Genomic DNA, 24,364 nt, shown 5'->3' on the forward strand with positions numbered 1-24,364 from the left:
AAGTGAATCATCCTCAGCGAAAAGGTTATTGTCTCCTATAATAATGATAATCCGTGTCACTATGCCGAAGGCAACTGATTCATCGGTCGACGACGCTACTGACGAGACGGTAACCAGTACCTCCGACGAGGATGGCTACTCCCGGCGCGGTTTCATGGAGACTGCTGCATCCATGGGTGCAGCCGGTGCCGCAGTCGGATTGTCCGGATGTACTGAACAGTTCGGCGGTAGCGGCGGTAATAGCAAAACGAAGGGTGAAAAGGACTTCATCTTCTGGACGATGCGCGGATACATCCCTGAAGTGACGAAGAACATCAAGCAGGCCGCCAAGGGCTTCGAAAAATACTCGGATTCGCCGGTCAACGTCTCGACGAACGTCATCGTGTGGAATCAGGTGTTCCCGAAGTGGAACGCGTCCATTCAGGGACGAACGACGCCGAACGTCTCGGAGATGGCCAACGAACACGCCGTGAACTTCGGAAGTCTCGGTGCGACGGCACCCGTCACGGACATTTACGATTCGTACGACGACTGGTACGGGCCAATGGAAGCGTGGGCCAGTTGGGACGACAAGAAGTGGGGCGTCCCGTGGTTCGTCGAGACGCGACCGATGTACTATCGGAAGGACCTCCTCGAAAAGGCGGGTCACAGCAAACCGCCGAAGGACTGGAAGGAACTCGTTAAAATCGGGAAAGACGTGGTCAAGGAAACCGGAAATCCGGGGTACATCGAACCCGGCGCTCGCGACTTCACGACCGGTCAACACACGTTCGCGTACACCGCAAACGCGGGCGGGAAGTTCTACAGCAAGAAGGAGGAGAAGTGGCAGGTGGAACTCGATTCGGCCGGATCCCTGTTCGGCCACCTGTTCTACGCTAGCCTGAAGAAGGCGTGGAATCTCACGGCCGATGGTTGGACGAGCCAGGATTCGAGCGCGACGGACAAGTTTTTCCGGGAGCGAGACGCCGGGATGGCGCACCTCGGCGCGGAGGACGCGCGTCTCGCCCGGACGAAGGAACACGCCGGCCTTCGGGATAACGTGGGTATCCAGCCGATGCCCGAGGGACCGTTGGGCAAACAGTGGTCGTTCCGCGGCGGTTCCTGTCTCAGCCCGTTCACCAATGACGTCTCCAAACACGATGTCGGGGACCTCTCGAACGAGTTCGTGAAGTACATGATGCAACCGGACAACCAGTCCGACTACTTCGCGGCGTCCGCACCCGTCTTCATGCCGGTACGGAAGAGTCAGGAGCAGATGGACCTATTCACGAAGAATCCGACGAAGCTTCCCGACGACTGGCTTGACGCGTTCGTCACCCAAGCACAGGAGACTCGGCGATACGGCGTCTACGGTGGCGGACAGGACACGCCGTTCCTCGGGTCGGTCGAAGGTTCGACGACCGGATATAGCCAAGCGATTTCAGCCATCCTGGGCTCGAATAAGGATCCGAAGGAAGCGTTGGTCGGCATGGCCAACAACGTTCGGAACGAGGCGAACAAGAAGCTAGACTACACGCTCAAGAGCAAGTCCGAGAAACCGAGCCTCGACGATGCCCCGAAGGAGGTACAGGATTGGATCACCGGTTCCAACAACACGCCGAAGATCTGGAATCCCTACGAATGACGCCATGGTGGATACACTCGCCGTTCCAGACACCATATCCATGAGTCCCGTCAGGTCCGGTCCGGATCGATAACCTCCGCCATCCGATCCACTGAAACGACGATTTCTCGGTTCGGAGAGGTGTATCTGATGGGAAATTCCCGTCGATAACGACGGAATATTTTTATAGACAACTGTTCCCTATTAACATGGTATATGGGACGAATAGTTTTCGATTCCGTTCAAAAGGTCTACGGCAGCAAAACGGTTGCCGTCGATAATTTCGAACTCGAGGTCGCCGACGGAGAATTCCTGACGTTAGTCGGGCCGAGCGGTTCGGGCAAATCGACGACGCTCCGGATGCTCGCCGGGCTTGAAGAGATAACGGCTGGGGAGATATCCATCGACGACGAAGTCGTGAATTTTCTCCCGCCTCGTGACCGGGATATCGCGATGGTGTTCCAGAACTACGCACTGTATCCGCACCTCAGCGTGCGTGAAAACCTCGCGTTCGGGCTCAAGCGTTCGACGACGCTCGATAAGGGGGAAATTAACCGACGCGTAGAGGAGACGGCCGATCTGCTTGGCATCCCGGAACTCCTCGACAATAAACCCCGTCAGCTGTCCGGCGGACAGAAACAACGCGTGGCGACGGGACGCGCTATCGTCCGCGAACCCGAGGTGTTTCTCTTCGACGAACCGCTGTCGAACCTCGACGCCAAGCTCCGCAAACATATGCGGACAGAACTCAACCGCATCCAGCAGGAACTCGGGACGACCACCATCTACGTCACGCACGACCAAGAGGAGGCGATGACGATGTCGGACCGAATCGCCATCCTGAACCACGGTGAGCTCCAACAGGTGGGCAGCCCACGGGAGGTATACAACGACCCTACGAACCTGTTTGTGGCCCAGTTCATCGGGAGTCCGAGCATGAACATCTTCAACGGAATCGTCGAGGACCGACAAGGTGTCTCCCGGTTCACGGGCCAGATCGACCACGTCTTATCGGACGATATCGCCAGGAAGGCCGAACGCACCGCCTCGAACCGGTTCGTCCTCGGCATCCGACCGGAAGACCTCGAACTGTGCGAATCGTCCCACCGGAACGCGAGTGCGGTCACCGTCGAGCTGGTCGAACCGCTCGGCAGGGACAACCTTCTGTACTTTGAGCCGTCGGCGATGGAGGTGGACGTGGACGAAGAACGGGAATACGTGATGTTCGTTCCGCCCGACGTGAATCCCGATGTCGGCGATGAGGTGCACATCACCTTCGAAGTTGACGACATTCACCTGTTTGACGAGGAGACGGGCGACAACCTCCTTGTCGAGGGGCGGACGCAGCGGGAAGACCCACCGGTTCGATAGCTGTTTATGGAAAACGGACGACGCTCACTGCCGACCAGACGGGGACCTACAACTCGACGGCTACACCGGTATTCGTAAGCAATTCCGGTCTCGCAACCATCGACCCTTCTTCCGAGTCACGATGATGCCCCGTCGACCGGACTGCCGGGGTTCGCGTTGTAGAGGATGCCGTCAATGCGGAGATAGCTGTTCGTGAACTCGACGGCACGAACGAATCCGCTGGTCCGAACGAGTTGCGGGTCGAACGCGCCGTGGTCAATCACGTCGTCGACGACGACTCCGTTCGACGTGATCCCTGCTCGTCCACTCCCAGTGGCGTGACGGCTCCGGAGGTCGAGCACGGTACCGAGCGCATCGCGACCGGCGTTGCGAGCCAGCGTGAGCGGTATCGTTTCTATCGCGTCCGCGAACGCTTCGACTGCAAGCTGTGCCCGTCCGGTGACGCTCGGTGCGAAGTCGCGGAGCGCCACTGCCGCGGCGATTTCCGCCGCCCCGCCGCCGGGAAGCGCTTCCGGGCGCATCACCGCCGCGCGAACGGCGTTCAGTCCGTCCTTGACCCGCCGCTCGGCTTCGCGGGCGACGGAGTCGCTGCCGCCGCGGACGACGAACGACACCGCTTCGGGGACATTCCGGCCGGTCGCCGTCACTGCCAACCAGCTCTCGTCCTGCTGGTCGAACCGTTGGTCGATGTGCACGGGTGCCGTCGCTTCGGCTTCCACCACGTCGGCCGAAACGAGCGGCGTCGATACCGGTGCTCCAGTCGCACGGGCGAGGAACTCGATGCGCGAATCCTTCACGTTTTGCACCGTGAGCACGCCACGGCTACCCAGCTCTTGGGCGATATCGCGGTGAATATCCCCGCTCGCGAAGACGGCAACCGCGCCCGTCGCGCAAATCGCGGCCACGATGTCGTCGAACCGACGTGTGTCTACGGTCCGTACACCGTCGAATCCGTCCGTGTCCGCCGTTACGTTGCCTTGGAACGCCTGATCTCTGGGTGCCACGTCACCGCCGACCAGCAGCGCCGATCCCTCGACCGGCAGTTCGCTGGTTCCCCAGTACGGTTCCTGGGGAAGGAATGCACCGGGCACGAGGGACGAATCGGCAACACCCCCGCCCGGCATCGCCTCCGTTCGGACGAACGAGAGGTCCACCGAACCCGTTTGCGGGTTCGACACACGGAGGACAGCTTCCACGACGGGATCGGCGAGGCCGTGCAGCGACCAGGATTTCGTACTCCCGTTCGTCATCCCGGTTATCGCCACGTTCCGAAGGAGATCGCGGTCGAGCGATGCACCGTTTGACGACGCTAATGAGACGCTGGAGTCATCCCAGACTTCGAGCGTCCGCTGGGCGGCGATGGAGAACCCCTCGATGACGGTCGTCGGGGAAACACCCTCGGCGACGAGGTCGAGTCCGGCAGTGATCATTTCGCTCGTCAGCAGTATCGTGGTCGTCGTCCCGTCCCCGAAGTTGTCCTCCTGTGCTTCCGCCGTTTCGATGAAATGTTGTGCGACCGGATGGTTCGTCTCCCCCTCGAACTCCTCGATGATGGAAATCCCATCGTTGCTCGCGAGTCCGCGAATCTCGTCGTCTTGCTGTCGGCGAACGACGAGTTTGTCGAGGCCAGACGGTCCGAGCGTGCTTCGGACGAGGCTCCCCATCTCCTCGGCCGCGGTTCTGATGATTTCGCTCGTTTCGGACCGGTCGAAATGAGTGTATCCGGAGATCTGACCGGATGGGGAAGTAGGTGATTGCTCCATAGGAAATAGAACAGATCCACCGGCCTTTACTTTTGTGAAAATTCGTGTCGTTTTCCCACGGTCGTCCGTTACGACTTGACGGCACCTTCTGCCAGTCCCTCGACGAGGTAGCGTTGCAGGAAGACGAATAGCAGGAGGAGCGGCAAACTGACGGCCGTCGAACCGGCCATGATGAGCCCCCAGTTGACCGTGTTCTGTCCGATCCATGAACCGATTCCCGGCGGCAGCGTCTTCTTGGTCGGGTCGTTGATGAGCACGAGCGCGAAGAGAAACTCGTTCCACGCCAAAATCCACCCGAAGATGAACGTCGTCGCAATGGCGGGCGCGGACAGCGGGAGAATGACACTGATGACCGCCCCGATGCGGGTACTGCCGTCGACCATCGCCGCTTCTTCTAATTGGGCGGGGAGGTTCTCGTAGAATCCCCGCAACATCCACGTAGTAAACGGTAACGTGAAGGCGATGTACGCGATGACGAGGCCTGTGAGCGTGTTGAACAGCCCGAGGTCACGGAAGACGAGGAACAGCGGGATGACGATGACTACGTACGGGAACATCTGCGTGATGAGGAGGAACGTTGCGACCACCTTTCGACCGCGGAATCGCAACCGCCCAATGCTGTATGCTCCGAAGATACAGACGACGATGCTGATGAGCGTGGACGCCAGCGAGACGATGGCGCTGTTGATGAACCACGTGAGAAACGTCGTCTGATTCAGCATCGTCATGTAGTTGTTCAGGCTCACCCCGCTTAGCCACCCTGTGATACCGATTCGCGTTAGCTCCTCGACGGTCGTCACGTTCACCGACGTGATGACCATCCAGATGATGGGGAACAGAACGATGAGCGTGAGGCTCCACACGAACGCGTGGAATCCGATCGTTTTGAGTACCGAGTCGTTCAGGAATGACGAGTTCGATTGCGGTGATTTAGTTGCCATATCGTGTTCACCTCACACCTGACCGATGTCCTGCCGGTAGAGCTGGAGGTATACCAGTCCGTACCCGAGCATGATGAACATCATGACCATTCCGATGGCGCTTGCCAACCCGACGGAGTTCGACAGGAACGCGTTGTTGTATACGTACACCGGGAGCACCATCGACGACATCCCCGGCCCGCCGCTCGTCAGCACGAATATCATGGTGAAATTGTTGAACGTCCACAGACTCATCAGCAGCGTCGTCACGATGATAACCGGCTGTAGGTACGGAAGTGTAATGTGGCGGAACAGCTCCCATCGGGTGGAGCCGTCGACGAGCGCCGCCTCGTACAGCGAATCGGGGATCGCCTTCATTGCGGCGAGGAAGCTAATCATGAAGAACGGGAAGTTTCGCCACACCCAGCCGAGCATGGCCGAAAACAACGCGAACTTCGAACTCCCGATCCACGGAATCGCGCCGAGACCGACCAACCGTAAGAGGCCGTTGAACACCCCGAGATTGTAGTTATACATCCACTGGAAGTTCAGTGCCACGGCGATGTACGGCATCGCCCACGGTAGCAGAAGTAACCCCTGAACGACGTTTCGCCCTCGAAATTCGCGGTTGAGAAGGACGGCGAATCCCATCCCGACGATGAGCATGATGATGATTGAGCCGAACGCCCACGAGACGGTGTTGAGCAACACCTGCCAGAACTCCGGCCACCCCGACAGTATCTTCACGTAGTGTGCCGGGCCGACCCACGTCGGCGGGGTGATTCCGTTGTACTCGTTCATGCTCAGGTATGCCGCACGGATGACTGGATAGACGCTTACCAGACCGAGTGAGACCAGGGTCGGAACGAGAAATAACCAACCCCAAACGCTCTCCTTCGACAGGAGGTGACGATACTTTCGGGGTAGCGAAACTCGGTTGAGAAACTGATTCCGTAACTGATAGTATTTCACCATGCTACTTCGTCTCACTACATTCCCCGGATGGTAATAATATTTTGGTACCGAACGTCTTGGTGTATCGTCGAAACACTCTTGACAGCTCGGTGAAATTGAACGTTGCATGGCGTTCGAAACTGCATACGGGGCCTGGCGCGCCAGGGTTGATTCGACCACCGACGCGTGGCGGGCCTTCCTCGACGCGGATGACTTCGGCGAGGCGGTCGAATCCATCGAATATTACGGCTGGACGGCGCCCGCGATCGGTGTGTTCGCCCACGTCCTCTTTCGGAGCGGATTTACGTACCTCATCGAACCGGGAGTGATGAAGGGTGGTGAGCCGTTTCAGTCGCTGCTGTCGGCGTTCGTCCTCAACTTTATCTACACGGGTTTCCAGACGCTGTTGTTGCTGTTCTTCTTCTTCGGAACGATCGGTGCAATCGCCGGGTTGATCGCCTCCAATCGAAGTCTCGACGTTACCACGTTCAAAGTCGGTGGGTACCTCTCCGTGGTGTTCGTCCCGATTTTCGTGGTCGCATCCGTTCTCGCGCTCACGATTTCCGGCTCGGACGTCGGCATTGCCGCTGTTTCCGGCGGTAACGTCTCACAGATGGCACCGAAGATCATGGAAGTACGGATGAACATCCGGAGCACACAGCAGATGCAAATCGTACGACTGCTCCGGATCAGCGGATGGCTTCTCTGTGCGCTATTCCTTCGACCAGTGCTCGCACGACGCTACAGTCTCGGTCGGATTCGAAGCACGCTGGCGTTGCTTCCGACGACCATCGCCTTCATCGTATTTACCTCGATGACGTGATCGGCGAGAAGCCGGAGTCGAGAACGAGCGCCGTTCGATGCCACCGACAGCTTGATAATGGTTTCCACGACACACGAAGGTATGTCGATAGGCGTGTGTTATTTTCCGGAACACTGGCCCCGCGAACGGTGGACCACCGATGTCGAGCAGATGGCCGAGGCGGGAATCGAATACGTCCGCATGGGCGAGTTCTCCTGGTCGAGACTCGAACCGCGACCCGGCGAACTTGACTTCGAGTGGCTCGAAACCGCGGTCGATCTCGTGCACGAGCATGGAATGAAAGCGGTACTATGTACCCCCACGGCGACGCCACCCAAATGGTTGGTCGACAAGCACCCGGACATCCTTCAGGAGGAACCGGACGGGGATGCTCGCCATTTCGGCAGTCGGCGACACTACTGCTTCAACTCGGAGGCTTATCGAGAGCAGACCGACCGCATCGTTACCGTCCTCGCCGAACACTTCGCCGACCATCCAGCGGTCGTCGGTTGGCAGACTGACAACGAGTACGGCTGCCACGACACCATCCGGTGTTACTGCGACGACTGTGCGACGGCCTTTCGGACTTGGCTGCGTGAGAAGTACGGCGGTATCGACACGCTGAACGAGTCGTGGGGGACGACGTTCTGGAGCCAGCATCACACTGATTTCGAAGAGATCGATCCGCCGCGCCACACGGTCACCGATCACCATCCGGGACGGGTGCTCGACTACCACCGCTTCGCGAGCGCGAGCGTCGTATCCTACAACCGATCGCAAGCGGATCGACTTCGGGAGGCGAACGACGACTGGTTCGTTACCCACAACTTCATGTTCGACTTCGGCCAGTTAGACCCCTACGACGTCGGCGACGATCTCGACTTCGCCGCATGGGATTCATATCCAACTGGATTCCCCCAAATCGCCGGCGACGACCCGGCCGATGCGGACGAACTTCGGGTCGGAAACCCGGACCAGATCGGATTCAATCACGACCGCTATCGCTGCGCCGCGCCTGGGAACTTCTGGGTGATGGAGCAGCAACCGGGGTCGATCAATTGGCCGCCCGAGACCACCCAACCGGCAGAGGGTGCGATGCGTCTCTGGGCACACCACGCGGTCGCTCACGGTGCCGACGTCGTCTCCTACTTCAGGTGGCGACGGTGTCTGGAGGGACAGGAGCAGTATCACGCCGGGCTTCGAAAGCGGAACGGGACCGCCGACCGCGGATATCACGACGCGACGACGACGGCGGCAGAACTCGCCGATCTCGACCAGGGTTCTGTCACCGCTCCCGTCGCGCTCGTCCTCGACTACGAAAGCCTCTGGGCGCTCGACGAACAGGCGATGTCGCCCGATTTCGACTATTGGAACCACCTCCACACGTACTACCACGCGCTTCGCGGTCGCGGCGTACAAGTCGACGTACTTCCGACTGGCGCCGATTTCGAAGACTACGATGCGGTCCTCGCCCCATCGCTGCACCTCGTCGGAGACGAGGTCGTATCGACCTTCCGACGCTACGTCGAGAGTGGTGGTCACCTGTTGTTCACGATTCGTTCGGGAGAGAAGGACCTGCATAACAAGCTTCATGCCACGCGACCACCGGGACCACTCGCCGACCTCGCGGGTGTTCGCGTCGATCAGCACGAGAGCGTCCCAGCGGACTCGTCCGACGCCTGCCTCTCGTATCGGGGTGAACGGTACGGATATCGAACGTGGGCGGAGTGGATCGACGCCGACGACGCGAAGATCGTAGGGCAGTACGCGACCGGGATTGGCGAAGGCCGTACGGCCATCACTGTGCGTGAAGTCGAACCTGGGTCGGTCGCTTACGTTGGAATCTGGCCGGACGACAACCTCGCGGACGCCCTCGTCTCCGACGTGCTCACGCGGGCCAACGTCATACACGCAGCCAACCCGCTCCCGGATCACGTCCGGGTCGCCCATCGTGGCGATCTGACGTGGGTGTTCAATTACGGCAGCGAACCGATAGACGTCGATGTCGGCGATGCGGTCATTCAGTTAGGCGAGGAGACCGTTCCCGGCTACGATCTGCTCGTGGTCGAGGGGACTCCCGCCAATGTATCGGTAGAAAAGTAGACGCGGTCAGGCGCTCACCCATCGGACAGCGTTTCGAAGGAGGCGTCTGTACTGCGGGTTTTCGAATGCCTCGGCGGTGTGTCCGAGTGAGACGTAGCAAACATTTCCGTTGCCGACCGGCCGTACCCACGCGACCGGATAGTCGTCTAGGTCGGGGTGGTCCATCCGGGCGAGCACGCGTATCGCGTCCTCGTCGTAATCGACTGTGTACGGCTCATCGAACACTTCGAAATCCTCGACCCCCTCAGTGACTGGGTGATCGATGTCGACGATATCGACGCGAAACGTCGATTGCTCCGGATGCCCGATAAAGTGCCCGCCAAGCAACTCCCGGAGTTCTGGGAACGGTTCGTCCCGGTGGTCGATGCCACCGGACCCGTCGTGGGTACTGGTGATGTCCGCGGCACAGTGTATCCCAAGATAACCGCCACCGTCCGCGACGAAAGAGGTGAGACCGTCTCGCTGAGCGCTGGTAAAGGTGCTGTCGGTGAGGTAGTCGGCAAGGACGTCGTAGTCGTCGAGGCTGCGCAGGGCATTTCGATCCGTCGTTCGAGTCACGGCAACGTTGTCCCCGAGAGCATTCTCGATACGTGGTGCCATCTCATCAAATTCGTGGAAGGGAAACGTGTTCTCCCCGATGAGAAGCACGCTGGTCTGATCGGTCATGACTTCCATCTACGGAGACGGGAGCATAAAGCTTCGGTCGATTGTGGTAATCTACTCAACCGTCCTTCGTTGACTGTGGCGTTCTGTATTGTAGAACAGGGGAAAACATCGAGATGCCAGTTCATCCTCACGTTACGGGACGAATGGTACTCGTTGACGTGCTCTCTGTTTCGCATTCTTTCCTTTTACCTATGTGTTTAACGTTATCCTTAAAAATCTCCGAACAGTCAATATAAATTGATTCGCTACGTTGATTTACTTTTCGTTTTGTAATAGAGAATAGTTTGTCTTTCTTTCATCGAATTAAGCCGAGGACGGGAATCGAGTGACGGTGCGACGTTCTTCCCTGACTTCTATCAGATAAATGTTGGTTTCCGAACTGCACCTTTGACGGCAAACGATAGTAGACTCCGGGTGGCGACCGTTTTTCTTTTAGTCCTTGATACAGAACAAACTACACCGGACTCGGCACCAGTCATCTTCCGGAACCGATCCGATGGTCGCTCAGACGGTATCGTTCACGAATCGGCGATGCGCCGATATCGATGGCACGAGGGCGCCATAGGAGTGGGTGAACGACTCTAGCGGTACGAGCGCGGTTCTCATGAGCAGACCCAGCGTCTCGGGGAGACGGTTGTGTCGCCCAAGATAGGAGACGAACTCTTGCAGGTGGTCGCCATCTCTCTCGTCGAGGTGGAACGTATTTGTAGGTACAATTTACACGGTAAGTTATGTCCGGTGTGAATACAAAGCTACTCAAATAGCTACAGTCAGCGTTTGGGGTCATCAATTACTTGATGCGGTCGGGAGCAGGAGTCACAGATGTTGCAAATGGACCCCATACCGAAATCACTCGATTGGCAACGGAGACTGGTTCCGACAGCGCTAGGTGCGACAATCTCTGCAACCATTACAGACATATCTATGTAATGGGTCTGCTGAAGTAGATCGGATAATCGAGTGGAACGCTGATCCAATTTGTGGAGATGGGATCAAGGGGTACGAACTTGGAACGCTATTTTGCGCATTTATTGCTAGTCATTGAGTCGAACTGCTATGGGTTACGTTACCCTCCCCTGCATACTACTTCGTTCGCTGAACAAGAGTAAGGATGCTTCAAGGCGCTAGAAACGCTAGTAAGTTACCTCACGAGTCACCTCACTGTAGGTTTAGGTCAGGTATCACACGAATATGTCTCCATCAAATATAGTCCGACATGTGATCACGAATATACTCGGATCGTAAGACGTCGTGAGTGTTGGCGACAGTATCAAATCGGACTGTCACGTTCTTCATAGCGTCACGAATGGGTTCGCAATCTCGATTTTGGTCTGGGAGGTTAGTATTCTATATTAGCCCATCTACGGCGGGAAACGGGGGTACGGGTACCGACGCCGAAGGTGCGCATTCGTCGGTCACGTCTCGGAAAGACGTTTCCGTATTAGGGAACGTATCTGGGGTTTCGTTGGTGAGAGCCCCCATACGATGGGATAGCGGTCTCGTATCGCGGTTCGAACCAGAGTTACAGTGCCAACGGTGTGACGACGAGTTCGGCGTTCTTCGACTCTTTTGTCTTCGACTCGGTGGGTTCCGTTCGTTCGTTGGGTTCTGATACGGAGAATAAATTGCTACACGAAACTTTTCGGTGAGACGAAATGTTCTTCATGCATCCGTCCAAACTATTAATAGATGTGATTGCAAGGCCTATGTGATGCAAACTGGACCGGATCCTGGATCGCGTCGTATCGCCGACAAGCAGAGGATAGAGGAACTCCTCGATGAAATGACCGTAGAGGAGAAAGTCGCACAGCTCGGCTCGGTAAACGCAAACAAACTGCTCAATGACGACGCGACACACGATCGGGAGGCGATGGAGGAACACCTCGAAAACGGAATCGGTCACCTGACGAGACTCGGGGGAGAGGGAAGCCTTCCGCCACGGAAGGCCGCGAAACGGACGAACGAACTTCAAGCTTTTCTCAGAGACGAGACTCGACTCGGCATCCCCGCGATTCCCCACGAGGAGTGTCTGTCCGGATACATGGGTCCGGGGGGGACAACGTTCCCCCAGATGATCGGGATGGCGAGTACGTGGTCGCCATCGCTCGTCGAGGAAATCACGGTCACGATTCGTCGTCAATTGGCGGCCATCGGTACGAAACACGCGCTTTCTCCGGTCCTCGACGTCGCACGAGATTCTCGGTGGGGACGCGTTGAGGAGACGTTCGGCGAGGATCCGTACTTAGTCGCGGCGATGGCCTGCGGGTACGTGAACGGCCTCCAAGGCGACGGTGACGGAATCTCGGCGACGCTCAAACACTTCGCCGGCCACGGGGCCGGAGAAGGCGGAAAAAATCGCAGTTCTGTCAACGTCGGACGCCGGGAACTTTGGGAAACCCATCTGTTCCCGTTCGAGGCTGTCATCAAAACGGCCGACGCTGAATCCGTGATGAACGCCTACCACGACATCGACGGCATCCCATGCGCGAGCGACGAGTGGTTGCTAACGGACGTTCTCCGCGGCGAGTGGGGGTTCGACGGGACGGTCGTCTCTGACTACTACAGCGTCGAATTCCTGCGAAGCGAGCACGGCGTCGCGGCGTCTGAGCAAGCGGCGGGGGTGATGGCGGTTGAGGCCGGTATCGATGTCGAACTCCCCTATACGGACTGCTACGGCGAGCATCTCGTGAACGCTGTCGAAGATGGGGACGTGGCCGAAGCGACGGTGGACACGGCGGTTCGGCGGGTGCTCCGTGCGAAGGCCAAGAAGGGGCTCCTCGACGATCCGACCGTTGACGTCGCCGCCGCCGCCGACCCGTTCAACACCGAGAACGCGAGAAATCTCACCACTCGTGCCGCTCGGGAATCGATGACCCTCCTGAAGAACGAGGGCGACGTCCTTCCCTTCGACGCCGGGAGACTGGACGCCGTGGCCATCGTCGGGCCGAAAGCCGACAACGCACAGGAACTCATGGGTGATTACGCGTATCCGGCCCACTATCCCACGGAGGAGGTCAACCTCGATGCCACGACTCCCCTCGACGCCATCCAGGCACGCGGCCAGCAAGCTGGATTCGATGTTCGATACGAGCAGGGGTGTACAACGACCGGGTCCTCGACTGATAACTTCGATTCGGCGGCCGAGGCGGCCGAAGCCGCCGACGTCGCCGTCGCGTTCGTTGGCGCACGCTCCGCCGTCGACTTCACAGACTTGAACGAGAAGCAAGCCGACCTCCCCAGCGTCCCGACCAGCGGTGAAGGCTGCGATGTGGTCGATTTGGGTCTCCCCGGCGTGCAACAGGAACTCGTCGAACGTGTCCACGAGACTGGGACGCCGCTGGCAGTCGTCGTCGTGAGCGGGAAACCCCACTCTCTCGAGTGGATCGCCGAGGAAGCGCCCGCGCTTCTTTATGCGTGGCTTCCTGGCGAACACGGCGGCGAGGGAATCGCCGAAGTGATGTTTGGTGAATACAATCCCGGCGGCCGTCTCCCCGTCTCCCTTCCACGGTCAGTCGGTCAACTGCCGGTTTACTACAACCGGAAACCTAACACCGCGAACGAGGAACACGTATACGTGGGAAGCGAACCGCTGTATCCGTTCGGCCACGGGTTAAGCTACACCGACTTCGAATACGGCGACCTATCGCTGTCGACGGACGCGCTCGCCCCGGCCGGACGGATGAGCGCTGAAGTTGCAGTCCGTAACGCGGGCAACCGCGACGGACACGAAGTCGTCCAGTTGTACGCGAGCGCGGAGGCTCCGAGTCAGGCCCGGCCGGTCCAAGAACTGATTGGGTTCGAACGGGTGTCGCTTGACACCGGCGAGTCGAAACGCGTCACCTTCGAAATCGACGCCTCACAACTCGCGTTCCACGACCGTGACATGAATCTCGCCGTCGAAGAAGGTCCCTACGAACTCCGCGTCGGTCGGTCGGCGAGCGACATCGTCTCCACGGCGGCGTTCGACGTGACTGCGACGAAAGAAGTACCGGCAGCCGGTCGAACGTACTTCACGACGACACGAGTCGAAACCGTGGAGTAGCGCGGTATATCACTTCGAAATGGATGTTCAAATTCCTGTTCCAGTATCCGGAATGGATATGCCGAATGAATGTACGAGCTACGTTGATATGGATGCAAATATCCGATGCAAACACCAAAAACGCTCGCACTGGCCGAGGAGTTGATGTGGCGAGGCTCGTGTGGTGTGACCTGCCTTGCTGGCGGATCGAACAGGGGGAAAAACATGGTTCACAACCACCAGACAACACTCGGAAAACACGGCTACAACGTGAAGGGTGTGGACAAGTACCAACTGGGGTTGAAGTTCCTCGAAGTCGGCGGCCACATCCGGAAATCGATGGAACTCTACGTGGTTGCGGAACCTGAAATCAAATCGCCCATGGACGAAACCGGGAGACTCGCGAACCTCCTCGTGGAAGTGCCCAATTCGATGCCAGCGGCTGCGTCGAATTCTCGGGCCGCATTCTGCACCCATTCCGCGTAGGACAGCGTGTGTGCGAGCGGTTTCTCGCAGAGAACGGACGGTCCCTGCTTCGAGCGCAGCGATGGATGGATCGGCGTGAATCGCATTCGGACCGAGGTTGTAGAACACGTCAACGTCGCCAAAAATATCTTCCCACTCGGTGCTGTATTCCTCGAAACCCGTCGTCAGGTATCGCGTTCAGTCGGATAGCTCCGCCTCGACCGACGCTCGCGTGTCCTCCAGCAGCGATTGAACCTCGACCGGTTCGCCGGTTCGACTGCTCTGCATCGCCGCCTCGATCAGCGCCATCGACTGGAGGTTGTCCTCGACGTTCGTCGCCATCGGTTCGCCGCCGTCGAGCCATTCAACGAACTGCTCGACGAGCCACGTGTTGCTCCACTTTTCCTGTTCGTCGAGCGTCACGGGTTCGGGGTCGGCCGTCCGACCGCCGACCACCTGTTCGCCCTCGGGGTCGTACGGGTACCGGACCAGTTCCCGGTCGTCGAGGACGAGCGTCTCGTCCCGACATTCGGCGCGGACGTAATCGCTCTTCCAGCCGTTCAACCCGACGGCGTTGGCCTTCGCACCCTCCCACGTCGCCCGCGTGCCGTTCTCGAACTGGAGTTGGACGAGCGCCTGGACGTCGCCCTCGTACTCGGCCCAGTCGGGACACCACGTATCGGCGTATATCGTCTTGCAATCGCTTCCGGCCATGTCGGCGATGAAGTCGAGTTGGTGTACCGCTCCCTCGATCATCAACACGTCCTCCATCTCGTGACGGAACGCGCCCCACGTCCCGTACGACCGGGCATTGCAGGTGAATCGCCCGACGATGTAGTCGAGCGGTCCCGCTTCCTCGCCCTGAATGTGTCGTCTGAGCGACGTTTTGTCCTGGTCGAACCGATGGCTCATCGTGATTCCCATCTGCACTCCCGCTCGCCGGACCTTCTCGGCAATCCGAACGGACGCTTCGAGGGTGTCGGCGATGGGTTTCTCGCTCAGGATGTCGAGGTCGTGTTCGATGGCCGCATCGACCACGTCCTCGTGAAGCCACGGCGGGATGACGACCGTACAGAAGTCCGCATCGACTTCCGCGAACGCCTCCTCCACGTCCGTGTAACACTGTGATTCGTCCAATCCGAGGTGCTCCATCGCGTTCTCGTGTTGCTCCGGATCGATATCGACTGCTCCGACGACTTCGATGAGTCCGTCGTCCACATTCTCGCGGAGGAACGTCGAACACCAGTGTGCGCCCTGTCCGCCGGTACCGACTTGTATGACTCGATAGGTCATTGTTACCAATCGACTACAAAAGGTTACCGGGTGCTAATAACTCTTGTCTATCCGGCCGCCCGGTTGGATTTTCCGAGACCGAGACCCCAAAAACAGGGGGGTCGAGCTATCCCTTGAGCGCGCCCTGCGTGAGGCCGCTCACGATGCGGTCCTGTGCGATGAGCACGATGATGGCCATCGGAATGACGCCGACGATGCTCGCGGCGGCCATCATGTTGTACGCGACCGACTGGGTGCCCTGGAACTGGAAGATACCGTGCAGCACGGGTGCCCAGTTCTCAACGGCACCGTTCACCATCAGATACGAGAAGAAGAACTCGTTGTAGACGATGATGAACGTCAGGATGCCCGCCGTGGCGACGCCGGGTGCCGAGAGCGGGACGATGATGCGGAACAACGCACCGAGCCGTGTTGACCCCTCGATCCGCGCGGCGTCCTCCAACCCGTCCGGAATTTGGCTGTAGAACGTCGAGAGCAGGAAGATGATGAGCGGCAGCGTGAGCGCGCTCAGCGGCATCACCACTGCCCACGGCGTGTTGTACAGTTCGGGATACGAGAGCCCGAGGATGTCCACCTTCCCGTTGAACAGGCGGAAGAGCGGGATGAGGAACGTCACCGGCGGGAAGTACGAGATTACCAGGACGACCAGCATCAGCGGGGTGCGTCCGCGGAAGTCGTACCTGCCGAAGACGTATCCCGCCAAACTACCGATGAGCAACACGATGATCGTGGTCAGTCCGGCGATGATGAGGCTGTTCAACATGTAGAGGTGGAACGGTATCACCCGAAAGATGTCGATGAAGACGCCGGGGTTGAACCCCTTCGGCAGGAGCCCCATGTTCGCGATGGCGCGGTTCGGCGTGAGCGCGATGACGAGCAACCAGTAGAACGGGAACAGCGACATGAGCAGGAAGAACCCGATGGCGACCGCCATGACGACCCTGTACACCGCGTTCGGATGCTCTATCGAATACTGTGCGAACCGTTCGACCACGTTGGCTTCGTCGTCCGAATTGATTCCAGACATGTTACAGCCCCATACTCTCTTGTTTGTTGAATTGGATCAGGTACACGATCAACAGCATCCCTATCGCCGCCGCGATGATGAACGCTATCGCCGCCGCGGAGCCGTATCGGCTGGCGTTCCACATCGAAACGACCAGACAGCTCATCGACGGAACCGTGTTACAACTGGAGATGGTCTCGATCGTCCCGTACACCTTGACCGCGGCGATGGTCCGGAACAGGAGCGCCACGAGGAGCGTCGGCAGCACCAACGGGAACGTGATGGTCCGGAACTGCTGCCACTTCGATGCCCCCGAAATCTTCGCTACCTGATACAGCGAGCGGTCGATGCTCTGCAACCCGGCGAGGATGAGCAGTGCCATGAACGCCGACTGTTTCCAGATGTCCGCGACGATGGTTATCAGCAGGGAGTCGTGGCTCGTCGCCAGCGGTGACGACGAGATGATCCCCAGGTGTTGGAGCGGTTCGACCGCGAACCCGATGGACGGCTGGAACATCAGGTAGAAGATCATTCCCTGGATGACGATGGGAACCGCCCACGGGACGATGAGTCCGACCCGGACCCACCGTCGACCGCGGAACTGCTGGTCCAGCACGAGCGCCATCGCGAACCCGAGAATCGTCTCGACGACGATGGCACCGACGGTGAACAGTATCGTCACCGGGATGGCGCTTTTGAACGGCTGGCTCAGGTCGAAGAACGGCCGTTGCAGGATGACGTCCGACTGACCGGTGAGCAGGTCGGCGTAGTTCTTCAAGCCGACGAACTTCCCGACGGGATTCGACGTCGTGATGCTGTCGGCGTGCAGCGAGATGTTGGCCGTGTAGATGAGCGGCCAAATGGCCATCGTCCCGAGCAGCAACAACAGCGGCACGAGCATCAGATACACGAACTGCGTCTCGCTCAGCCGCTCGATGCGGTTCAGGACGGCGATACCCGGTCCGAACCGCCAGCGGCGATTCGAGGTCGTGGATTCGTCTGTTGCCATTCGCTTCTACACCTTCTTTTCGAGCTTTTGAAGCTGTGATTTCAATTGATCCATCCCCTTCTGCGCACCGACGTTGCCCATGATGACGGCGTTCGCCTTCTGGGCCACAGCCTGTGACTGCTCCGGCCAGATGACGGTCGCCGGACGAGCCAGCGTGTGTTGACCGGTGTACGCGAGGGTATCGACGTACCGGCCCATCACTGGGACGTCGGTCGCGTTCTTCAGCGTCTTCGAGACCGGCGGGATGTGGCCCGCGATCTGGAAGTTGTCGAGTTGGAACGATTTGGTGGACATCGCCTTGAAGAACTCGACACACGCGTCCTCGTTCTCCGTGTTCGGGTTCATCGAGTAGTTCCAGCCGCCGAGTGCGGCGATGGAACCGCCGGTTCCGGGATACTTCGCGTCGTTCGGCTTGACTCCGTACGGAATCGGCATCACGCCCATCTTCTCCCCGAGGGCGTCGTCCGCGCCGTTGATGGCGATGGAGTACGGCCAGTTACGAAGCGCGACCGCGTTGCCCTGCGTGAACGGCCGCATGGACGGCGACAGGCCCCACTGCGAGGCTTCCGAGGACGTGATCTTCGCGCCGTATCCGTCCATCGTGTCCGATGCGTCGGTCCCGTGAATGAACGTCCGCGCCATCTTCAGCGAGTCGATGACCGGTTTCTCGTCGACCGTAACCGGGCGATCACCGACCTTGTAGAGGTTCTTTTCCGGGTTGCCGAAGTACGCGCCACCCCACGAACTCAGGAACTCGTTGAACACACAGCAGGCGAGTTGAATCTCGGACGCGGCCTGCCAGTTGAAGCCGTATTTCACGTCGGATTGTTCGAAAACGTCGGCCATCTCGTTGGAGAACTGCTTCCACGACATCGGCTTGGTCTTGTACTGCGTCCAGTCGTACCCGGCCTTCTTCACCAAGTCCTTCCGATACTGGATCGTCGGCAAGTCGGTGTACAGCGGAACCCCGTAGAGGCTCCCGTCGTTCGACCGCGCCGACTTGACGCTCTGTTGGAAGTAGTCGTTCTCGACCTTGTTCTTCACCTTCTTCGGAAGCACGTCGTCGAGCTTCTTCAGTTGTCCACGAACGATGAACGGCGTCGTCCATCCGCAGTCGAACACCATCAGGTCAGGGTCCGGCCGGTCGGCGGAGAGCCACTGCCGATATTTGGTCTGCATTTCGTCGGTCGTCTGCCCGGCGCTGATCATCTTGATATCGATGTCGTCCGGAAAACCGGCGTCGTGAAGCGCCTTGACGATCTTCTTCTCGTTGTTCCGCCACTCGGTATGGGCGGTGATTCGAAGCGTGTTTCCGCCGTTCGACCCCGAGCTACTGCCGCCGAAACCGGAACACCCGGCTAAACCGGTCGCGACGCCCCCAGCGCTCACAGCTTTGACGAACGTTCGCCGATCGACTGACCTGTCCGCAGATCTATCAATATCAGTGTCTGGCCGATGCTTGCTAGGCATACCCATTGCTCTAAACTAGAAGTATATATACATTTCCATCAATTGTGATGTACGCCGCGGGAAAAGTCACGACTAAGCGGCCGTGACACCTCTGCGAACACCTGCTATCGTGTCTCTCTGGTTACGGTACCGGGGCCGGTTCCGATTCAGCGCCGTGGACGATCGCCTCACCTGTCTCCGTATCGAACAGATGAATGCTCCGGCGGTCAAGGACGATGTCGATCTCGTCCCCCTCCGAAATCTCCGTGTCCGGCGGCGCGCTCATCAGGAACTGCGAGCGACTCCCCTCCGTCCCGTCGAGTTCGGACAGTTCCGTTTCGGTGCTCTCCTCGCCCCGTGTGTACAGATAGACGAAGACCTTCTCGCCGATCGGTTCGGTAACGTCCACGGTCGCTCGAATCGTCTTGCTCCCGTCGACCGGTTTCGAATCGGCCAAATAGACGTCCTCGGGTCTGATACCGACGGTGACGTTTTCGGTCCCATCACACTCGAAGTCACGAAGGTCGAGGTCGAACTTTTCGGACCGGAACTGGCCCTCGTGGACCGTCCCCTCGATGAAGTTCATGCTGGGCGACCCGATGAATCCGGCGACGAACCGGTTCTCGGGTTCGTGATAACACTCCAACGGCGGTGCGATCTGCTGGAGTTCCCCCTCGTTGATGATGGCAACGCGGTCCGACATGGTCATCGCCTCCTCCTGATCGTGTGTCACGTAGATGGTCGTCACGTTGAACTTGCGCTGAATACGTTGTAGCTCGGTTCGCATGTGAACGCGGAGCTTCGCGTCGAGGTTCGCCAGCGGTTCGTCCATGAGGAACACCTCCGGTTCCCGAACGATGGCGCGGCCGATCGCGACACGTTGGCGCTGTCCCCCGGACAGTTCGCTCGGCATCCGTTCGAGCATCCCCTCCAGTTTGAGCGTTTCCGCGGCTTCATCGACCCGTTGGTCGATTTCGTCCTTCGTGGTCCCGCGTATCCGGAGGCCGTAGCTCATGTTGTCGTAGACGTTCATATGCGGAAACAGGGCGATGTTCTGGAACACCATCGCCAATCCGCGGTCCTTCGGCGGGTCGTTCGTGACGTCCTCGTCATCGATCAGGATGTTCCCGTCCGACGGCTTCGTCAGTCCGCCGATCATCTTTAGCGTCGTCGATTTTCCACAACCAGACGGTCCGACCAGCGAGATGAACTCACTGTCCTCGATGTCGAGGTTCATATCGTTGACCGCGACAACGTCGTCGTACCGTTTGGTCACATGACTCAAGCGAAGCGATCCCATACGACCAGCATGTTTCCCGTTCGCTCATTTATATCTTCCGTAACATCCGATTTCATCCGCCATTGTTCGAACGTCGCGGCTCGCACGAACCACCTGTAAAAGCACTCGCAATGAACTTGTTCTGAAATACGGAACAGACTGCCCGTCGCGTTCGTCCGGCCCTCTCATCGTAAAAACACTGTTGGGTGGCGATTTTCGGCCGATCGATGATTATATTCGATTTTGATGGACTATTCACCCCTCTCTCAATCACGAACGGTCCTATGTCTGTAAAGGTATCTGATAACCAACGGATGGAGTCGACCTCGTTCGTTCCGGCACGTCGAATTCGCCATCGACAGTACCTCGGGTGAAATACAGAACGCGGGGCCATCATGGAACGACCTGGAAATCGTGTCGCCATCCCCGGTAGAACGTCCGTTGATGAGCGGGACCGCACTGTTCGGATGATCTCATCACAGATCCCTGCCAATACTTCGCCACCCACCGTCGAACCCCTTGTTCTCGGATGTAGAACGAATAATTACTATCAATTATCATTTTCTTCCAAACATTTTTTAAAGTGTACTACATGGTGTTTCAAGAGGCATCAGCAATGGTCGATACTAGCCGCCGAACGGTACTTGCAGCTATCAGTGCAGGTTCGGCACTGTCACTCAACAGCGGGGCAGCGAGCGCGGAAACCGACGACGGGACGGCGAACGGGTGGTCGGGCGATTCGGGCGAGGATGTGGACGAACGCGTCGCAGCGCTCGTTTCACGACTCACCCTCGACGAGAAACTGACGCTCCTTCACCAGTACCAACCGCCGATTCCGCGGCTCGATATGGACGCGTTTCGAACCGGGACGGAGGCGTTACACGGGGTTTCCTGGTTGGGAGAGGCAACCGTCTTTCCGCAACCCATCGGGCTCGGGAGCACGTGGGACCCGGACCTGGTGGAACGCGTCGGGAGCGCAGTCGGCGACGAGGTACGCGGCAAGCACAACGTCACCCCGAGCGCCGCCGGGCTGAACGTCTGGGCACCGACCGTCGACCCTCTTCGAGACCCCCGAGCGGGACGAAACGAAGAGGGATACTCCGAGGACCCGCTCCTGAGCGGCGAGTTAGCGCTCGGATACACGAGCGGTCTGTCCGGCGATGATCCGTACTACCTGAAGACGGCACCGTCGCTGAAACACTTCTTCGCGTACAACAACGAAACCGACCGTACCACCACCAACGCCGAGCTACCGCCGAGACTGCTCCACGACTACTATCTGCAGTTCTTCCGCCCGCCGGTCGAAGCCGGAACCGCGGTCGGCGTCATGGCCTCGTACAACCTCGTCAACGGGCGACCGAACACCGTGTCGCCGCTCCTCGACCGGGTCGTCCGCGACTGGGCACCGGACGGGTCGGCCGTCATGAACGTGAGCGACGCGTGGGCACCTGAGACCCTGACCGGTGCGCAGGCGCACTTCGACACCAAGGCGAAAGCGCGCGCCGCCGCGGTGGTCGCAGGGCTGGACGTCTTCACCGAACATGGCCCGGACGACACGACGACCGTCGAGGCGCTTTCCGAGGCGGTCGATCGGGGAATTTTGAGCGAAAACGAAATCGACGCGGCAGTCGGCCACGTCCTCTCGGTTCGGTTCCGTCTCGGGGAGTTCGACCGGGAGACCCCGTACGACGACCTTACGGACGAAGTCGTCGGTGCACGGGAACACCGTGAACTCGCTCGGAAAGCCGCACAGGAGGGAACGGTGTTGCTCAAAAACGACGACGGAGGGCTACCGATTTCGGACGAACGGTCCGTCGCCGTCGTCGGTCCGCTCGCCGACAGCGTGTTCACCGACTGGTACAGCGGGACGCCACCGTATCGAATCACGGCCGAGGAGGGCATCCGCGACCGAATCGGTGCCGACAACGTGACGACCGCCCAGGGAATCGACCGCATCGCGCTCCAGGAAATTTCCTCCGGGAGCTACGTGACGGCTGGCGTGAGTCCCGGCGGTGGTGGACTCTATCTATCGGACCAGAACGCGCCCGGCGTTCAGCAGTTCGACGCGGCACAGTGGAGTTCCGACGCCTGGACGCTCCGGGCGACGGGGAACAACCGCTACGTCACCGTCGAGGACGGGCAGTTGATCAACTCCGCCGAGAAACCCTACGGCTGGGAGGAGGTCGCGGAAGCGTTCGAGTTCGTCCGACTGGACGACGGTTCGACGGCGCTTCGACACCGAAAAACGGACGCCTTCGTCACCGCGGCGGACGGCGGACTGGCCGTGGATGGCGAGACGGAATCCGACGCCGCACGGTTCGACGTCGAGCGACGTCGAAACGGCGTCCAGGACGCGGCTCGAACGGCCCGCGACGCCGACGTCGCCGTCCTCGTCGTCGGTACCCATCCCCTCATCGGTGCCCGCGAAACCCACGACCGCGATGACCTCGACCTGCCGGAGTCACAGCGACGGCTGATCGAAGCGGTGACGAGCGCCAACCGGCGAACCGTGCTGGTGCTCCAGAGCAGCTATCCCGTCGCCATCAACTGGGCCGACCGACACACGCCGTCCATCCTGTGGACCTCACACGCCGGGCAGGAGACGGGTCGTGCGCTCGCGGACGTGCTGTTCGGCGACGTTTCCCCGTCCGGTCGACTTCCCCAGACGTGGCCCCGCTCGGCCGACGGGCTTCCGGACATCAAGGAGTATAACATCGCTCGAACCGGGATGACGTACCGCTACGGGCAGGAGAACCCGCTCTACGCGTTCGGTCACGGGCTGTCGTACTCGTCGTTCCGGTACGACCACCTCCGAATCTCACCGCGCTCACACCTGTCTCCCGGCGAAACGGCGACCGTGAAAGTCAGGGTCACCAACACGGGTTCGATGGCGGCCGACGACGTCGTGCAGTTGTACAGCCGTCAGCGCCGGTCGCGCACCCGGCAACCGGAGCAAGTGCTGCGTGGGTTCGAGCGCGTCCACCTCGAACCGGGCGAACGCACGTGCATCGAGTTCGAACTCGACTACGACGAGTTCTCGTTCTGGGACGTCACGCGGAACCGCTGGGTCGTCGAGCGAGCGAAACACGACGTAGCAATCGGATCGGCGTCCGACGACTTCGGTCCGCGCAGGACGCTCCGCGTGGACGGCGAACGGATCCCACAGCGCGACCTGTCCGAGGAAACCCGCACCGTGGATGCCGACGACTGGTCGTGGTCGTCGATCGAACTGTTGGACAAGTCGAAGGCCGACGGAACCACCGTGGGCTTCTCCGACGGTTCGTGGGTCGCGTTCGAGGACGTCGATTTGCACGACCGCCCGGAGGAAGCGGCGGTGTCGGTCGCCCGGGCGGAGGGAGGTTCGGCGACGGCCGAACTTCGACTCGGGTCCCCCGACGGACGTCTGTTGGGTTCGGCCGACGTTCCCTCCACGGGCGACGTCTACGAGTACGAACGAGTGACGACGGCGCTTCGCGGAGCGACGGGCGGCCATCGAACGGTGTATCTGGTCGCGCGCGGCGAATTCCGTGCGCACACCGTCCAGTTCGACTGAAACGTCCCCGGACATCGGAGGATTTCATCCGGTATCGCTGACGGCGCGACTCGTGGCCACGAGTCGCGCCCGACGAGCAACGCGGAACGAACGATCATCGGTTTTGA

At 59.5% G+C, this 24,364-nt stretch carries 16 protein-coding genes; 7 read left to right on the top strand and 9 right to left on the bottom strand.

What is annotated here, in order from left to right; translation table 11 throughout:
• Positions 1-61 precede the first annotated feature (61 nt).
• Complete coding sequence (locus NKF25_RS06640; protein WP_253225914.1) at positions 62-1,624, top strand: extracellular solute-binding protein; 1,563 nt, start codon at positions 62-64, stop codon at positions 1,622-1,624.
• Between the two features lie 195 nt (positions 1,625-1,819).
• A complete protein-coding gene (gene ugpC / locus NKF25_RS06645) occupies positions 1,820-2,974 on the top strand; it encodes a sn-glycerol-3-phosphate ABC transporter ATP-binding protein UgpC (protein WP_253225915.1) in 1,155 nt (384 codons plus the stop codon).
• Between the two features lie 116 nt (positions 2,975-3,090).
• Here the strand turns inward: ugpC and NKF25_RS06650 are convergent, their stop codons facing one another.
• The 3 genes from NKF25_RS06650 to NKF25_RS06660 form a co-directional block, all read right to left on the bottom strand.
• The gene (locus NKF25_RS06650) at positions 3,091-4,737 is read right to left on the bottom strand and encodes a TCP-1/cpn60 chaperonin family protein (RefSeq protein WP_253225916.1); all 1,647 of its coding nucleotides are present in this window, start codon (positions 4,735-4,737) and stop codon (positions 3,091-3,093) included.
• Positions 4,738-4,805: 68 nt separating this feature from the next.
• Positions 4,806-5,678, bottom strand: a complete 873-nt coding sequence (locus tag NKF25_RS06655) for a carbohydrate ABC transporter permease (protein WP_253225917.1) — start codon at positions 5,676-5,678, stop codon at positions 4,806-4,808.
• Positions 5,679-5,690: 12 nt separating this feature from the next.
• Positions 5,691-6,458 carry a sugar ABC transporter permease gene (locus tag NKF25_RS06660; RefSeq protein WP_253225918.1) on the bottom strand — a complete coding sequence of 256 codons (768 nt, stop codon included), beginning with the start codon at positions 6,456-6,458 and terminating at the stop codon, positions 5,691-5,693.
• Positions 6,459-6,738: 280 nt separating this feature from the next.
• On the opposite strand from NKF25_RS06660, the gene NKF25_RS06665 reads away from it, so the two are divergent.
• Both NKF25_RS06665 and NKF25_RS06670 read left to right on the top strand, forming a co-directional pair.
• Complete coding sequence (locus NKF25_RS06665; protein WP_066147273.1) at positions 6,739-7,434, top strand: hypothetical protein; 696 nt, start codon at positions 6,739-6,741, stop codon at positions 7,432-7,434.
• A gap of 81 nt (positions 7,435-7,515) precedes the next feature.
• Complete coding sequence (locus NKF25_RS06670) at positions 7,516-9,516, top strand: beta-galactosidase (protein ID WP_253225919.1); 2,001 nt, start codon at positions 7,516-7,518, stop codon at positions 9,514-9,516.
• Between the two features lie 6 nt (positions 9,517-9,522).
• Here the strand turns inward: NKF25_RS06670 and NKF25_RS06675 are convergent, their stop codons facing one another.
• On the bottom strand, positions 9,523-10,182 hold the full coding sequence (locus NKF25_RS06675; RefSeq protein ID WP_253225920.1) for a ThuA domain-containing protein: 660 nt from the start codon (positions 10,180-10,182) through the stop codon (positions 9,523-9,525).
• Between the two features lie 1,783 nt (positions 10,183-11,965).
• Here NKF25_RS06675 and NKF25_RS06680 point away from each other — a divergent pair.
• The gene (locus tag NKF25_RS06680; RefSeq protein WP_253225989.1) at positions 11,966-14,224 is read left to right on the top strand and encodes a glycoside hydrolase family 3 N-terminal domain-containing protein; all 2,259 of its coding nucleotides are present in this window, start codon (positions 11,966-11,968) and stop codon (positions 14,222-14,224) included.
• A 105-nt stretch (positions 14,225-14,329) separates the two neighbouring features.
• On the top strand, positions 14,330-14,689 hold the full coding sequence (locus NKF25_RS06685) for a hypothetical protein (protein WP_303647124.1): 360 nt from the start codon (positions 14,330-14,332) through the stop codon (positions 14,687-14,689).
• A gap of 177 nt (positions 14,690-14,866) precedes the next feature.
• Here NKF25_RS06685 and NKF25_RS06690 read toward each other — a convergent pair whose 3' ends face one another.
• The 5 genes from NKF25_RS06690 to NKF25_RS06710 form a co-directional block, all read right to left on the bottom strand.
• The gene (locus NKF25_RS06690; RefSeq protein WP_253225921.1) at positions 14,867-15,961 is read right to left on the bottom strand and encodes a Gfo/Idh/MocA family oxidoreductase; all 1,095 of its coding nucleotides are present in this window, start codon (positions 15,959-15,961) and stop codon (positions 14,867-14,869) included.
• A gap of 106 nt (positions 15,962-16,067) precedes the next feature.
• On the bottom strand, positions 16,068-16,988 hold the full coding sequence (locus NKF25_RS06695) for a carbohydrate ABC transporter permease (RefSeq protein ID WP_253225922.1): 921 nt from the start codon (positions 16,986-16,988) through the stop codon (positions 16,068-16,070).
• Position 16,989: 1 nt separating this feature from the next.
• A complete protein-coding gene (locus NKF25_RS06700; RefSeq protein ID WP_253225923.1) occupies positions 16,990-17,976 on the bottom strand; it encodes a sugar ABC transporter permease in 987 nt (328 codons plus the stop codon).
• Positions 17,977-17,982: 6 nt separating this feature from the next.
• Positions 17,983-19,365 carry an extracellular solute-binding protein gene (locus NKF25_RS06705; RefSeq protein WP_253225924.1) on the bottom strand — a complete coding sequence of 461 codons (1,383 nt, stop codon included), beginning with the start codon at positions 19,363-19,365 and terminating at the stop codon, positions 17,983-17,985.
• Positions 19,366-19,567: 202 nt separating this feature from the next.
• Complete coding sequence (locus tag NKF25_RS06710; protein WP_253225925.1) at positions 19,568-20,725, bottom strand: ABC transporter ATP-binding protein; 1,158 nt, start codon at positions 20,723-20,725, stop codon at positions 19,568-19,570.
• 595 nt (positions 20,726-21,320) lie between these two features.
• Here NKF25_RS06710 and NKF25_RS06715 point away from each other — a divergent pair.
• On the top strand, positions 21,321-24,257 hold the full coding sequence (locus NKF25_RS06715) for a glycoside hydrolase family 3 protein (protein WP_253225926.1): 2,937 nt from the start codon (positions 21,321-21,323) through the stop codon (positions 24,255-24,257).
• Positions 24,258-24,364: the final 107 nt, after the last annotated feature.

This window comes from Haladaptatus sp. AB643 (assembly GCF_024136975.1).
GTDB lineage: Archaea > Halobacteriota > Halobacteria > Halobacteriales > Haladaptataceae > Haladaptatus.